This is a genomic window from Micromonospora sp. SH-82 (genome assembly GCF_051132485.1).
Classification (GTDB): Bacteria; Actinomycetota; Actinomycetes; order Mycobacteriales; family Micromonosporaceae; genus Micromonospora.
Map to the genome: position 1 here is coordinate 5,418,180 of NZ_CP148049.1, position 14,380 is coordinate 5,432,559.

14 protein-coding genes are annotated in these 14,380 nt (G+C 71.7%); 6 read left to right on the forward strand and 8 right to left on the reverse strand.

Features of this window, described 5'->3' with window-relative positions:
• Nucleotides 1-10 precede the first annotated feature (10 nt).
• The 5 genes from tal to pgl are packed head-to-tail and all read left to right on the forward strand — an operon-like array spanning nt 11 to nt 6,170.
• Nucleotides 11-1,129 carry a transaldolase gene (tal, locus tag WHN02_RS23755; protein WP_434740905.1) on the forward strand — a complete coding sequence of 373 codons (1,119 nt, stop codon included), beginning with the start codon at nt 11-13 and terminating at the stop codon, nt 1,127-1,129.
• Nucleotides 1,126-2,775, forward strand: a complete 1,650-nt coding sequence (locus WHN02_RS23760; RefSeq protein WP_434740906.1) for a glucose-6-phosphate isomerase — start codon at nt 1,126-1,128, stop codon at nt 2,773-2,775. Before tal ends, WHN02_RS23760 begins: the two co-directional genes overlap by 4 nt.
• Before the next feature lie 2 nt (nt 2,776-2,777).
• Nucleotides 2,778-4,328 (forward strand): glucose-6-phosphate dehydrogenase, encoded by a 1,551-nt coding sequence (gene zwf, locus WHN02_RS23765; RefSeq protein ID WP_434740907.1) that lies wholly within the window; start codon nt 2,778-2,780, stop codon nt 4,326-4,328.
• Nucleotides 4,325-5,341 (forward strand): glucose-6-phosphate dehydrogenase assembly protein OpcA, encoded by a 1,017-nt coding sequence (locus WHN02_RS23770; RefSeq protein ID WP_434740908.1) that lies wholly within the window; start codon nt 4,325-4,327, stop codon nt 5,339-5,341. The genes zwf and WHN02_RS23770 overlap by 4 nt, the downstream gene beginning before the upstream one ends.
• A 58-nt stretch (nt 5,342-5,399) precedes the next feature.
• Entirely contained in the window at nt 5,400-6,170 is a 771-nt protein-coding gene (gene pgl, locus WHN02_RS23775; protein WP_434740909.1) for a 6-phosphogluconolactonase, read from the forward strand.
• 80 nt (nt 6,171-6,250) lie between these two features.
• Here the strand turns inward: pgl and secG are convergent, their stop codons facing one another.
• From secG to rapZ, 7 genes are all read right to left on the reverse strand, one after another.
• Nucleotides 6,251-6,508: a preprotein translocase subunit SecG gene (secG, locus tag WHN02_RS23780; protein ID WP_350894961.1), complete on the reverse strand. Its 258-nt coding sequence runs from the start codon at nt 6,506-6,508 to the stop codon at nt 6,251-6,253.
• A 95-nt stretch (nt 6,509-6,603) separates the two neighbouring features.
• Nucleotides 6,604-7,395: a triose-phosphate isomerase gene (gene tpiA / locus WHN02_RS23785; protein ID WP_350894962.1), complete on the reverse strand. Its 792-nt coding sequence runs from the start codon at nt 7,393-7,395 to the stop codon at nt 6,604-6,606.
• Nucleotides 7,395-8,594, reverse strand: coding sequence for a phosphoglycerate kinase (locus WHN02_RS23790; protein WP_434740910.1), 1,200 nt, complete (start codon nt 8,592-8,594; stop codon nt 7,395-7,397). Before WHN02_RS23790 ends, tpiA begins: the two co-directional genes overlap by 1 nt.
• On the reverse strand, nt 8,591-9,595 hold the full coding sequence (gap, locus tag WHN02_RS23795) for a type I glyceraldehyde-3-phosphate dehydrogenase (RefSeq protein WP_434740911.1): 1,005 nt from the start codon (nt 9,593-9,595) through the stop codon (nt 8,591-8,593). Before gap ends, WHN02_RS23790 begins: the two co-directional genes overlap by 4 nt.
• A gap of 282 nt (nt 9,596-9,877) precedes the next feature.
• Nucleotides 9,878-10,858 carry a DNA-binding protein WhiA gene (gene whiA / locus WHN02_RS23800; protein ID WP_350894965.1) on the reverse strand — a complete coding sequence of 327 codons (981 nt, stop codon included), beginning with the start codon at nt 10,856-10,858 and terminating at the stop codon, nt 9,878-9,880.
• A gap of 55 nt (nt 10,859-10,913) precedes the next feature.
• A complete protein-coding gene (locus WHN02_RS23805; protein WP_434740912.1) occupies nt 10,914-11,888 on the reverse strand; it encodes a gluconeogenesis factor YvcK family protein in 975 nt (324 codons plus the stop codon).
• A complete protein-coding gene (gene rapZ / locus WHN02_RS23810) occupies nt 11,885-12,799 on the reverse strand; it encodes an RNase adapter RapZ (protein ID WP_434740913.1) in 915 nt (304 codons plus the stop codon). Before rapZ ends, WHN02_RS23805 begins: the two co-directional genes overlap by 4 nt.
• A gap of 247 nt (nt 12,800-13,046) precedes the next feature.
• Here rapZ and WHN02_RS23815 point away from each other — a divergent pair, with 247 nt between their 5' ends.
• Nucleotides 13,047-13,388 (forward strand): hypothetical protein, encoded by a 342-nt coding sequence (locus WHN02_RS23815; protein WP_434740914.1) that lies wholly within the window; start codon nt 13,047-13,049, stop codon nt 13,386-13,388.
• A 150-nt stretch (nt 13,389-13,538) separates the two neighbouring features.
• On the opposite strand, the gene WHN02_RS23820 is transcribed toward WHN02_RS23815, so the two are convergent.
• The gene (locus WHN02_RS23820; protein WP_434744044.1) at nt 13,539-14,231 is read right to left on the reverse strand and encodes an NADPH-dependent F420 reductase; all 693 of its coding nucleotides are present in this window, start codon (nt 14,229-14,231) and stop codon (nt 13,539-13,541) included.
• Between the last annotated feature and the right edge of the window lie 149 nt (nt 14,232-14,380).

Below are 14,380 nucleotides of genomic sequence, written 5' to 3' on the forward strand. Positions count from 1 at the left end.
CGTGAGCAGCATGACGGACAGACTGGGTGAGCTGACCGCAGCGGGCGTGGCGGTCTGGCTCGACGATCTCTCGAGGGTGCGGCTCAGCTCGGGCGGGCTGGACCAGCTGCGTCGGGAGAAGCACGTGGCCGGCGTGACCACCAACCCGACGATCTTCGCCAAGGCGCTCGGGGACGCCGCCGAGTACGACTGGCAGCTGCGTGACCTCGCCACCCGGGGGGTCGACCTCGAAGAGGCCGTCCGGATGCTCACCACGTACGACGTGCGGTGGGCCTGTGACGTGATGCGCCCGTCGTACGACGGCAGCGCCGGGGTCGACGGTCGGGTCTCCATCGAGGTGGACCCGCGGGTGGCCCACGACGCCGAGAAGACCGTCGCCGAGGCCAAGGCGTTGTGGTGGTTGGTCGACCGGCCCAACCTGTTCATCAAGATCCCGGCCACCGAGGCGGGCCTGCCGGCGATCACCGCCACCCTCGCCGAGGGGATCAGCGTCAACGTCACGCTGATCTTCAGCCTGGACCGGTACTCGCAGGTGATGGAGGCCTTCCTGGCCGGTCTGGAGCAGGCGAAGGCCAACGGCCACGACCTGTCCACGATCGGCTCGGTCGCCTCGTTCTTCGTCTCCCGGGTCGACTCCGAGGTCGACAAGCGCCTGGAGAAGATCGGCTCGACCGAGGCGAAGTCGCTGCTGGGCAAGGCCGCCGTGGCCAACGCCCAGCTCGCCTACGAGCGCTACAACGAGGTCTTCTCCTCGCCGCGGTGGCAGGCCCTGGCCGAGGCCGGTGCCCACCCGCAGCGCCCGCTGTGGGCCTCCACCTCGACGAAGAACCCGGACTACCGGGACGTCGTCTACGTCGAGCAGCTGATCGCCCCCGGCACCGTCAACACCATGCCGGCGTCGGTGGTGGACGCGTACGCCGACCACGGGGAGACCCGGCCGGACACCATCAGCGGATCGTACGACGCGGCCCGGGGGGTCTTCGACTCCCTCGCGGCGGTGGGCGTGGACATGTCCGACGTGATCGGCGTCCTCGAGCGTGAGGGCGTGGAGAAGTTCGAGGCCTCCTGGCAGGAGCTGCTCGACGGGGTGCGGGACAACCTCGCCGCCGCCAAGGGCAAGCAGGGATGACGGATCTGCTGGACGGGCCGGTGGAGGCGGCTGCCGGACTGTCGGTGCACGGCGCCGACGCGGTGGACCGCTCTCTGCCGGCCTCCACCCGGGCGGCGCTCGTCGCCGCCCGGGTTCCGGCGAGGCTGGCGGCCAAGGACCCGACCCTGTGGGGTCCGGAGGCGCAGGCCGAGGCGGAGACCAGGTTGGGCTGGGTGGACACCTTCCGGCGCAGCCGGGACCTGCTCCCCCAGCTCGCCGAACTGGCCGCCGAGCTGGCCGACCTGGACCACGTCGTGCTCGCCGGGATGGGCGGGTCGTCGCTGGCACCCGAGGTGATCGCCCGGACCTTCGGCCGGTCGTTGACGGTGCTGGACACCACCGACCCCGGCCAGGTCCGGGCGGCCCTGGCCGACCGGCTGGAACGGACGGTGGTGGTGCTGGCCAGCAAGTCCGGTTCGACGGTCGAGACCGACAGCCACCGTCGGGCGTACCGGCAGGCGTTCCTGGACGCCGGGTTGAGCGAGGCGGAGGCCGGCCGGCACTTCGTCGTGGTCACCGACCCGGGTTCGCCGCTCGCCGACACGGCGGCCGAGATGGGCGCGATCGTGGTGCTCGCCGACCCGCAGGTCGGCGGGAGGTACTCGGCGTTGACCGCGTTCGGGCTGGTCCCGGCGGCGTTGGTCGGCGTGGACGTGGTCGGGCTGCTCGACGAGGCGGAGGCGCTCGCCGAGTCCTTCGCCCGGGACCACGACAACCCGGGGCTCGCCCTCGGCGCGGCGTTGGGCGCGGCGGCCACCGGCGGTCGGGACAAGATCGCCCTGGTCTCCGACGGCACCGGCATCGACGGGCTGGGCGACTGGGCCGAACAGCTGCTCGCCGAGTCCACCGGCAAGTCCGGCCTGGGCGTCCTGCCGGTGGTGGTGGAGTCACCGGACAGCCCCGGCCTGACCGGCCCGGACGTGCTCGCCGTGGCCTACGGCGGGTCCCTGGCGGTGAACGCGGTCCCCGGCGGGGGCGCGACACCGGACGTGACGGTCAACGGCCCGTTGGGCGCGCACTTCCTGGCCTGGGAGTACGCCACCGCGATCCTCGGGGTGGTGCTGGGCGTCGACCCGTTCGACCAGCCGAACGTGGCCGAGAGCAAGGAGAACACCAACCGGATCCTCACCGCCGGTCCGCCGGCGGAGCAGCCCTCGTTCACCGAGGGCGCGATCGAGGTGTACGCCCCCGCAGGTGCCCCCGACGACCTGACGGGGGTGCTACGAGGCCTGGTCGAGGGGCTCGACGCCGACGGCTACCTGGCGGTGATGGCGTACCTCGACCGGGTCGCCGACGCCGACGTGGCCCGGCTGCGGGCGGTGCTCGCCGCCACCACCGCGCGCCCTGTCACCTTCGGGTGGGGGCCGCGGTTCCTGCACTCCACCGGCCAGTACCACAAGGGCGGCCCACAGGTGGGCAGCTATCTGCAACTCACCGGCGCGGTCCGGACCGACCTGCCGGTGCCGGGACGGCCGTACACCTTCGGCCGGTTGCAGGCGGCGCAGGCCGCCGGTGACCGGTCGGCGCTGACCGGCCGGGACCGGCCGGTGCTGCGACTGCACCTGACCGACCGGGTGGCGGGCGTGGCCCAGCTACTGGACGCGGCCGCACGGCTGAACATCTGACGATGAACGACGTGAGACGAGCGGAGCGAGGAGACAGCGTGAATCCGCTGCGCGACCCCCAGGACCGGCGGCTGCCGAGGATCCCGGAGCCCTGCGCTCTGGTGATCTTCGGAGTCACCGGCGACCTTGCGCGGAAAAAGCTGCTACCTGCGGTATACGACCTGGCGAACCGGGGGCTCCTGCCACCCGGTTTCGTGGTGCTGGGCTTCGCCCGGCGCGACTGGGCCGACGGCGACTTCGAGTCGCTGGCCCACGACGCGGCAAAGGAACACAGCCGGACACCGTGGCGGGAGGAGGTGTGGGCCCGGTTGGCCGGCAACGTCAAGTTCGTCGGTGGTTCGTTCGACGACGACGCCGCCTTCGACCGGCTCGCCCAGACCCTCGACGACCTGCGGGACAGTCACGGCATCCACGGCAACGCCGCGTTCTACTTCTCCATCCCCCCGGCCGCCTTCCCCGTGGTACTCAAGCAGCTCGCCCGCACCGGGATGGCGGACAACGCCAAGTGCGGCGGCTGGCGACGGGTGGTCGTGGAGAAGCCCTTCGGGCACGACCTGCCCTCGGCCAAGGAACTCAACGACCTGGTCGACGACGTCTTCACCTCCCAGGACGTCTTCCGGATCGACCACTACCTGGGCAAGGAGACGGTTCAGAACATCCTCGCCCTGCGCTTCGCCAACAACCTCTTCGAGCCACTGTGGAACTCGCACTACGTGGACTCGGTGCAGATCACCATGGCCGAGGACGTCGGCATCGGCAGTCGGGCCGGGTTCTACGACTCGGTCGGGACCGCCCGCGACGTGGTGCAGAACCACCTGCTCCAACTGCTCGCCCTGGTGGCGATGGAGGAGCCGACCAGCTTCGACGCCGACGAGATCCGGGCCGAGAAGTTGAAGGTCCTGCGCGCCATCACCATCCCCGCGGACGTCACCCGGGACACGGTGCGCGGCCAGTACCTGCCCGGTTGGGTGGGCGGTCAGCGCGCCGTGGGTTACCGGGACGAGGACGGCGTACCGGCCGACTCGACCACCGAGACGTACGTGGCGGTCAAGCTCGGCATCCAGAACCGCCGCTGGGCCGAGGTGCCGTTCTACATCAGGGCCGGCAAGCGCCTGCCGCGCCGGGTCACCGAGGTCGCCATCATGTTCAAGAAGGCACCTCACCTGCCGTTCAACCCCACCGACATGGAGATGCTCGGCAACAACCAGCTGGTGATCCGGGTCCAGCCGGACGAGGGCGTGGTCCTCAAGTTCGGTTCCAAGGTCCCCGGGACCACCATGGAGGTCCGCGACATCGCCATGGACTTCCAGTACGGCGAGGCGTTCACCGAGGCCAGCCCGGAGGCGTACGAGCGACTGGTGCTCGACGTGCTGATCGGCGACCGTACCCTCTTCCCGGACGCCGCCGAGGTGGAGCAGAGCTGGGCGGTGGTGGACCCGCTGGTGGAGGCCTGGGAGAACACCACGCCGGAGCCGTACCGCTCGGGTGAGTGGGGACCCCGCGCGGCCGACGAGATGCTGGCCCGTGAGGGCCGGGCTTGGAGACGAGCATGATCGGGCTGTGGGACACCACCGGCAACGAGGTGGTCAAGGCGCTCGCCGCCGAGCGGCGCAACGCGGGTGGGGTGGCCAGCGGCATGGCGCTGACGCTGATCGTCGTGGTCGACGAGAAGCGGGTACGCGAGGCGGAGGCGGCGGCCACCGTCGCCGCCGCCGCCCACCCGTGTCGGCTCCTGGTGGTGGTCCGCTCCGACGTGGAGCGCAACCGGGACCGGCTGGACGCGGAGATCGTCGTCGGCGGCCGACTCGGCCCCTGCGAGGCGGTCGTGACCCGGATGTACGGGCGGCTCGCCCTGCACGCCGAGTCGGTGGTGATGCCGCTGCTGGTGCCGGACGTGCCGGTGGTGACCTGGTGGCACGGGGACCCCCCGGAGGAGATCGCCACCGACTTCCTCGGGGTGGTGGCCGACCGGCGGATCACCGACTCCGCCCGGTCCCCCGAACCGATCGCGGCGCTGCGGCAGCGGGCCCGGGACTACGCCCCCGGCGACACCGACCTGGCGTGGACCCGGACCACCCCGTGGCGCACCCTGGTCGCCGGGGCGTTCGACACCACCCAGGCCGAGGTCACCGAGGCGATCGTGACCGCACCGCCGAACGACCCGACCGCCGCGTTGATGGCCGGGTGGCTGGGCAGCCGGTTGGGGATCACCCCCCGGTGGGAGCCCACCGACGGTTACCCCCGGATGCGCGAGGTGCAGCTGCGCTGCGCCAACGGCGACGAGCTGACCCTGACCCGGGACGAGAGCCAGGCCACCTTCCGCCGTACCGGACGTCAGGACCGGCAACTCCCGCTGGTACGCCGTCCGCTCGGCGACGAGTTGGCCGAGGAACTGCGTCGGCTCGACGCCGACCAGGTCTACTCCGAGGCGTTGGGGGCCTCGGCGGGGCTCACCGGCCTGGACCGCCGGCCCGCCCAGCGGGTGCACGTCTGGCGGGACCCGGCCACCGCCCAGCGCACCGAGGCCCAGGCCACCGCCCACGCCGGTCCGGCGTTGGACGGGTGACGGTGATCCGGGTGGAGTCGACGATGATCGCGAAGCGATGGGAAGACGAGGGCCGAGCATGAGTGAGGCGAGTGTCGCCGTACACGCCGACGCCGACCTGTTGGCGCAGGCGGTGGCGGCCCGACTGGTGGTGAGGCTGCTCGACGCGCAGGCCGACCGGGGTCGGGCCTCGGTGGTCCTGACCGGCGGGCGGATCGCGGCGGCGGTGTACCGGGCGGTGGGCGAGCTGCCCGCCCGGCACGCCGTCGACTGGTCCAAGGTGGACGTGTGGTGGGGCGACGAACGGTTCCTGCCGGCCGGGGACCCGGACCGCAACGAGACCCAGGCCCGGGCGGCGCTGCTGGACGCCCTGCCGCTGGATCCGGCCCGGGTGCACCCGATGCCGGCCGCCGACGGTCCCGACGGCGACGACGTGGAGGCCGCCGCCGCCCGGTACGCGGCGGAGCTGGCCGAGGCGGCCCGCGCCGGGCACGGCGCGCTCCCCCACTTCGACGTGCTGCTGCTGGGGGTCGGGGAGGACGGGCACGTCGCCTCGGTCTTCCCGGACCACCCGGTACGGGAGGACAGCCGCCCGGTCAGCGCGGTACGGGACAGCCCGAAGCCGCCGCCGGTGCGGACCACCCTGACCCTCCCGACGATCAACAGCGCCGAGGAGGTGTGGTTGGTCGCCGGGGGCGCGGACAAGGCTTCGGCGGTCGGCTCCGCCCTGGCCGGGACCGGCTCGGGACAGCTGCCGGCGGCGATGGTGCAGGGCGTGTCCCGCACCCTCTGGCTGCTGGACCGGGCGGCGGCGGCCGACGTCCCGCCCCGCCTGCGTCACCCGGCCTGAGCAGACCACTGCGGGTTGAACAGACGACGAGGCCCCCTGCCGGTTACGGCAGGGGGCCTCGTTCGCGTTCAGACCCTGGGTCAGGCGCTGTTCATCTGCAGTCGGAGCCAGAGCCCCAACCCGACGATGCAGGCGAACCAGACGATGCCCACCAGAACGGTGTAGCGATCGAGGTTCTTCTCCGCCACCGAGGACCCGGCCAGGCTGGAGCTGACCCCACCGCCGAACATGCTCGACAATCCGCCGCCCTTTCCTCGGTGCAGCAGGATCAGCAGGACGAGCAACACGCTCGTGATGACCAGCAACACGATCAACGTGTATGCGAAAGCGATCGGCATGGCTGGGGTCAGTCCTCTCGTTACGATCCTCGCCCGGACAGATCGGGCACGGGGGCACCGGCCGACGGACGGGCGGGATCCAGGATAGCGAGCCTTCAGCGGGAGATGTGCTCCGGGAACCGACAGATCTGCGAAAACTCGTCGGCATCCAGGCTCGCCCCACCGACGAGCGCCCCGTCCACATCCGGGTTGGCCATGATCGCAGCGACGTTCGCCGCCTTGACCGACCCGCCGTAGAGGACCCTGACCTGGTCGGCGGTGCTCTGGTCGTAGGTCTCGACCAGCCGGGCACGGATCGCCCCGCACACCTCCTGGGCGTCCTGCGGGGTCGCGGTCTTGCCGGTCCCGATCGCCCAGACCGGCTCGTACGCGACGACGACCTTGGTGACCTGCTCGGCGGTGAGCCCCTTCAGGGCCGCGTCGAGCTGGTCACGGCAGTACGAGACGTGCTGCCCCTGCTCGCGGACGTCCAGCCCCTCACCCACGCAGAGGATCGGGCTGACGCCGTTCTCCAACGCCGCGACGACCTTGGCGTTGACCAGCGCGTCGTCCTCGTTGTGGTACGCGCGCCGCTCCGAGTGCCCCACCGTCACGTACTGGCAGCCGAGCTTGGCCAGCATCGCCCCGGACACCTCACCGGTGTACGCGCCCGACCGGTGCGGCGACAGGTCCTGCGCGCCGTAGCCGATGAGCAGCTTGTCCCCGTCGATCAGGGTCTGCACGCTGCGCAGGTCCACGAAGGGCGGGAGCACCACCGTCTCGACGGCCTTGAGCTGGTCGGAGTTGAGGCTGAACGCCAACTTCTGGACCAGCGCGATGGCCTCCAGGTGGTTGAGGTTCATCTTCCAGTTGCCGGCCATCAACGGCCGGCGGGTGACCTCTGCCATCAGTCCTCCAGAGCCGCGATGCCGGGGAGGGTCTTGCCCTCCAGGTACTCCAGCGAGGCGCCCCCGCCGGTGGAGATGTGCCCGAACGACGACTCGTCCAGCCCGAGTGCCCGTACGGCGGCGGCGGAGTCCCCGCCCCCGACCACGGTGAAGGCGTCGGCCTTGGTGATCGCCTCGGCCACCCCCCGGGTGCCGGCGGCGAACGCCGGCATCTCGAACACACCCATCGGGCCGTTCCAGAAGACGGTCCGCGCGGTCGCGATCACCTCGGCGAACGCGGCCACCGTCTGCGGACCGACGTCCAGGCCGAGCCGCTTGCTCGGGATGGCGTCGGCGCGGACGGTGTCGTGCGCGGCGTCCGGGGCGAACGCGTCGGCGGCCACCACGTCGACCGGAAGGGCGATCTTGCCGTCGGCCCGCGCCAGCAGGTCCCGGCAGGTGTCGACCATCTCCTCCTCCAGCAGCGAGGTGCCCACCTCGTGGCCCTGGGCCTTGAGGAAGGTGAAGCACATCCCGCCGCCGATGAGCAGCCTGTCGACCTTCGGCAGCAGCGCCTCGATCACGGCCAGCTTGTCGGAGACCTTCGACCCGCCGAGGACGACCACGTAGGGCCGCTCCGGGTCGCCGGCCAGCCGGGACAGCACCTCGACCTCACGCAGCACCAGGCGACCGGCCACGTGCGGCAGCCGGGCCGGTACGTCGAAGACGCTGGCGTGCTTGCGGTGCACCGCACCGAAGGCGTCGTCGACGTACGCCTCACCGAGGGCGGCGAGCTGGTCGGCGAAGGCACCCCGCTCGGCGTCGTCCTTGCTGGTCTCCCCCTTGTTGAAGCGGAGGTTCTCCAGCAGGGCGACCTGACCGTCGGTGAGCCCCTCCACGGTGGAGCGGGCCGAGTCGCCCACGGTGTCCTCCGCGAAGGACACCGGCACCCCGAGCAGTTCACCGAGGCGTCCGGCGACCGGACGGAGGCTGTACTGCGGGTCCGGGGCGCCCTTCGGGCGACCCAGGTGGGAGAAGACCACGACCTTCGCCCCGGCCTCGGTGAGGGCCCGCAGGGTCGGCAGGACCGCCCGGATCCGACCGTCGTCGGCGATGGCGCCGGTCTGCTTGTCCAGGGGGACGTTCAGGTCGGCGCGCACGAGCACGCGCCGACCCGACACCCCCTCGGCGAGCAGGTCGTCGAGGGTACGGATGCTCACAGCGAGGAACCGACCAGCTTGACCAGGTCGACGAGGCGGTTGGAGTAGCCCCACTCGTTGTCGTACCAGCCGACGACCTTGGCCTGCTTGCCGACGACCTTGGTCAGCGGGGCGTCGTAGATGCAGGAGGCCGGGTCGGTGACGATGTCGGCCGACACGATCGGGTCCTCGTTGTAGACCAGGATCCCCTTGAGGGGGCCCTCGGCGGCCGCCTTGATCGCCGCGTTGACCTCCTCGGTGGTGGTCTCGCGGGCCAGGTTGACGGTCAGGTCGGTGGCCGAGCCGGTGGGGATCGGCACCCGCAGGGCGTACCCGTCGAGCTTGCCCTTGAGCTCCGGCAGGACCAGGCCGATGGCCTTGGCGGCCCCGGTGGAGGTGGGGACGATGTTCAGGGCGGCGGCCCGGGCCCGACGCAGGTCGGAGTGCGGGGCGTCCTGCAGGTTCTGGTCCTGCGTGTACGCGTGGATCGTGGTCATCAGACCCTGCTCGATCCCGAACGTGTCGTGCAGCACCTTCGCCATCGGGGCGAGGCAGTTGGTGGTGCAGGAGGCGTTCGAGATGATGTTGTGCTTGGCCGGGTCGTACTGGTCCTGGTTGACGCCCATGACCACGGTGACGTCCTCGTTCTTGGCCGGCGCCGAGATGATGACCTTCTTGGCCCCGCCGTCGAGGTGTGCCTTGGCCTTGGTGGCGTCGGTGAAGAACCCGGTCGACTCGATGACGACGTCGGCACCCAGGTCGCCCCAGGGCAGCTTGCCCGGGTCGCGCTCGGCGTACGCCTTGAAGGTCTTCCCACCGACGGTGATCTCGTCGGCGGTGGCCTTGACCTCGTGCGGGAGCCGACCGAGGATGCTGTCGTACTTGACCAGGTGAGCGAGCGTGGCGTTGTCGGTCAGGTCGTTCACGCCCACGATCTCGACGTCGGCGCCGGACGCCAGCACGGCCCGGAAGAAGTTTCGGCCGATACGGCCGAAGCCGTTGATGCCAACCCGGATGGTCACAGGTCCCATCTCCTCGCGTTGTTTTCCGCCGGCATTCGGAGTCGACCGGCGGGATGGTGTGCGCCGACCGTTCGAGCCGGCCGTCGACGATTCATCTCGGCCGCCCCGCCGCGGTCGTGGAGACCTGACCGCCCAGGGCGGTGGGTGCGGCGGGATGGGCCGGTACCGGCCCCCTTGCCGTACGCTGCGACCCTATCCGAGCGTGCGGCGCGCCGCTTCGCGGGGGCGCAAACCCGACCCCGTGTCACCACCCGCCCCGCCGACCCGGTGCCCACCGTCCCATCACACCACGAGCATGTCCGGCGTGACTGCCGCTTCCGTATCGGGGATGCCCAGGTCCCGGGCCCGCTTGTCGGCCAGGGCCAGCAGTCGCCTTATCCGCCCGGCGATCGCGTCCTTGGTCAGCGGCGGGTTGGCCAGCGCCCCCAACTCCTCCAGCGAGGCCTGGCGGTGCTCCAGCCGCAACCGGCCCGCGTCGGTGAGGTGGTTGGGCGCGTCGTCGGCGAGGATCTCCAACGCCCGGGTGACCCGGGCGGCGGCGGCGACGGCCGCGCGGGCCGACCGACGAAGGTTCGCGTCGTCGAAGTTGGCCAGCCGGTTGGCGGTGGCCCGGACCTCCCGGCGGACCCGCCGTTCCTCCCACGCCAGCACGCTGGAGTGGGCCCCGATCCGGGTCAGCAGGGCGGCGATCGCGTCGCCGTCCTTGACCACCACCCGGTCGACCCCACGGACCTCCCGGTTCTTGGCGGTGATGCCGATCCGGCGGGCCGCACCCACCAGGGCCAGCGCCGACTCCGGGCCGGGGCAGGTGATCTCCAGGGCGCTGGAGCGGCCGGGCTCGGTCAGCGAGCCGTGCGCCATGAACGCCCCCCGCCAGGCCGACACCGCGCAGCAGACGTTCGCCGCCACCACGTGCGGCGGCAGGCCCCGTACCGGTCGTCCCCGGACGTCCAGCAGGCCGGTCTGACGGGCCAGCATCTCCCCGTCCTTGACCACCCGGACGATGAAGTGGCTGCCCTTGCGCAGCCCCCCTGAGGCCAACACGTGGATCTCGCTGGGGTAGCCGTACACCTCTGCGACCTCCCGCCGCAGCCGGCGGGCCACCGCGCCGGTGTCCAGTTCGGCCTCGACCACCACCCGGCCGGAGACGATGTGGAGCCCGCCGGCGAACCGCAGCAGAGCCGCCATCTCCGCCCGCCGGCAGCAGGGCTTGGGCACGTCGACCCGACTCAGCTCGTCCTTCACCGCAGCCGTCATCGCCATTAGTGCGTCCCCTCACGGACCGGTTCCGGCGTGTCGCCGGTGATTACGTACGTGTCTAACGATCGGCGCCCAGGACCGGCACCAGGGCAGCGCCCAGGGCATCCGGATCGTGGCGGGGTGTGCCGTCGGTGACGGCGACCGGAGCGAGGATCAGGCGGGCACCGAGGGTCTCCGCCGCCCGTTCGACGGGCTCGGGATCGCCGACCGCCTTGACGTCGGCCAGCACCAGGTCCACGGAGAGGTCGGGCAGGTACCAACGGAGTGCGGCGAGGTGGTCGGCGACGGAGAGCCCGAGGGTCTCCTTCTCCGCCGCCAGGTTGAGCGTGACCAGCCGCCTGGCCCGGCTGGCCACGATCGCGGCGGCCAGCCCCGGCACCAGCAGGTGCGGCAGGACACTCGTGTACCAGCTCCCCGGGCCGAAGATCAGCCAGTCCGCCGCCTCGGTGGCCGCCACCGCCTCGGGGCAGGCCGAGGGGGCGTTCGGGGTGAGCCGCAGCGCCTCCACCCGGCCGGTGGTCACCGCGACGTGACGCTGGCCGTGGATCGTGACCACCTCGTCCGGGCGGTCCGGTGCGGCCCCCCGGACCCGGGCCTCGATGTCGATCGGCTCGCAGGACATCGGCAGGACCCGGCCGACGGTGCCGAGCATCGACCCGGCGTGCTGCAACGCGGCGACCGGGTCGCCGAGCAGGTCGATCAGCCCGGCCAGCACCAGGTTGCCCACCGCGTGTCCGGCCAGCCCGGCGGTGGTCGCCCCACCGAAGCGGTGCTGGAACAGCGTCGCGCTGCGACGGGTCGCCGGTTCGTCGGCGGCCAGCGCCACCAGGGCCTGCCGCAGGTCCCCGGGGGGCAGTCCACCCCGTTCGGCCCGCAGCCGGCCGCTGGAGCCGCCGTCGTCGCCGACAGTCACCACGGCGGTGATGTCCAGGGTCAGGTCGGGGGCACACCGGCGCAGCGCCCGCAGCGACGCCGACAGACCGTGCCCGCCGCCGAAGGCGACGACCCGTACCGGCGCCGTCGGCGCGGTCATTCTCGCCCCAGGTCGCGGTGTTGGGGGTTCGCGGTCAGCCCGGACCGGCGCAGTCGGGCGGCCAGCTCCTCGCTGATGGCCACGCTGCGGTGCTTACCGCCGGTGCAGCCCACCGCCACGGTCAGGTACCGCTTGCCCTCCCGCTCGAAGCCGGGGGTGGTCGCCGTGACCAGGTTCGCGTACGCGGAGACGAACGCGTCGGCGCCCTCCTGCCCGAGCACGTACGAGCTGACCGCCTCCTCCCGACCGGTGTGTTCCCGCAGCTCGGGAACCCAGTACGGGTTGGGCAGGAACCGGGCGTCGACCACGAAGTCGGCGTCGGGGGGCACCCCGTACTTGAAGCCGAAGGAGATGACGGTGACCCGCAGGCGGCGGGTCTCCTCGCCGCCGAAGAGCTCCTCGACCCGACGACGGAGCTGGTTGACGTTGAGGTGACTGGTGTCGATGATGACGTCGGCCTGGTCCCGGGCCTCCTCCAGCAGGCCGCGCTCCACGGCGATGCCGTCGGCGAGACGCCCCTCGCCCTGCAACGGGTGGGACCGGCGGACGCTCTCGAACCGGCGGATCAGCACCTCGTCGTCGGCGTCGACGAAGACCACCCGGGGCGCGTAGCCCCGCTCCCGCAGCTCCTCGATCGCCCCGACCAGGTCGGTGGAGAAGGCACGCGAGCGCACGTCAAGGACCATCGCGGTACGCCGGGCCGCCCCGCCGGCCTTCACCGCCAGCTCCGCCATGTCCAGCAGCAGCGCCTGGGGAAGGTTGTCGACCACGTAGAACCCGACGTTCTCCAACGCGCGGGCGACGGTGCTGCGTCCCCCACCGGAGAGCCCGGTGACCACCACCAGACTGGTGTCCGCCTCGGCCGGCTCGCCGAACGTCTGATCCGGTCCGGTTGTCCGCACCTCGCTCAATCCACTACCCCCATGCCTGACACCGCGTCGCGGGTCGACCATCCGACGGCCGAAGGGCGACTCTATCCCGCCGGGTGCCGTCGATCGGGTCGTGGCCACACCGTGACACGACACCGTCGGCGCACGGCGACGACCTGCGGTTCATCGTCGCACTCCCGACAGATCGACTCGTTGCCGACGATCTGCCGACCGCCGCATCCTGTGCGTGGTCACCGTCGGTGACGGCCCACAGAAAGTGGAGGATGTCATGCACGATCTGGCCGACAAGAACAAATACGTCGGATTCCTCTTCCTCAAGATCAGTCCGGAGTACTTCGCGCTCGGCGAGGAGGGCATCCGGGAGATCTCCCGCGAGCACGCCCGGGACCTGGCGAGGTTCGCCAAGCAGCTCACCCACGTGGTCTGCACCGGTGTCAACGGCACCTACGACCAGGTGACGACGATCGAGGCGGACACCCTGGAGGAGATCAACGCGGCGGCCACCGCGTTCCGGATGGGCAACAAGGCCCGCTACATCCAGGTCGTCGACATCGTCGTGGGCATGAAGGCCCCGCCACGCGCCCTGGCCAACCGCCCCACCGGGTCCTGAACCACCCCGGGGGTACGCCGACCGGGCGACCCGCTGTGTCGGGCCATCCGGTCGGCGTACCGCGTCGGGGTCGACGCTCGAACCTCAGGCGTCACGGTCAGGTCGTGGTGGTCGGCCGGGTCAGGCGTCGGCGTACCGACGGGCGGCGGGTCAGGCGTCGGCGTACCGGCGGGCGGCGGCCAGGGCGGCACTCAGCTTCTCCGCGTCGACACCGGCCGGACCGGAGTCGAAGAAGTTCTCCGGGTTCGCGGCGTAGAGGCTCGCGTACGCGGTGGTGTCCCGCTGGAACCGCCAACCCTCGGCCAGCGGCCCGGCGTCGAGGGTGTCGTACCCGATGCTGTCGAAGAACGCGGTGACGGTGGCCTTCGCGGCCGGGTCGTCCCCGGCGACGGCCAGGACGCTGCGGTCGGCGGCTCCCGCCGGGCGGGCCAGGGCGAGCAGGTGCTCGAAGTAGATGTTGTTGAACCCCTTGACCACGCTCGACGTCGGCAGGTGCGCCTGGAGCAGTTCGCTGGTGGTGGTCGACTCGTCGTCCAGCTCCGCGATCCGCCCGTCGCGCTCCGGGTAGTAGTTGTTGGTGTCGACGACCACTTTCCCGGCCAGTTCCTCCACGGGCACCTGCCGGTACGCGTGCAGCGGCACCGTCACCACCACGATCTCCCCGGCCGCCGCGGCCTCCGCCGGGGTGCCCGCCCGGGTTCGTGGCCCCAGCTCGGCCACCAGGTCGGCCAGGGTCTCCGGACCCCGCGAGTTGCTGAGCACCACGTCGTGTCCGGCGGCGACCGCCAGCCGGGCCACGGTGCCACCGATGTTGCCACTACCGATCAGTCCCACAGTCGTCATGCCGGTTGCCAACTCCATCGACCCCACCCGAATTCCCCGCCGGCCCGGTGGCCGAGGTCGTCCTTGTTGGCCCCGGTCGGACCGGGTGTCCGTCTGGAGCTGTCGAACCGCATGGCCTCACGCGCCGTGGTACGTGCGACGCCAGCCGG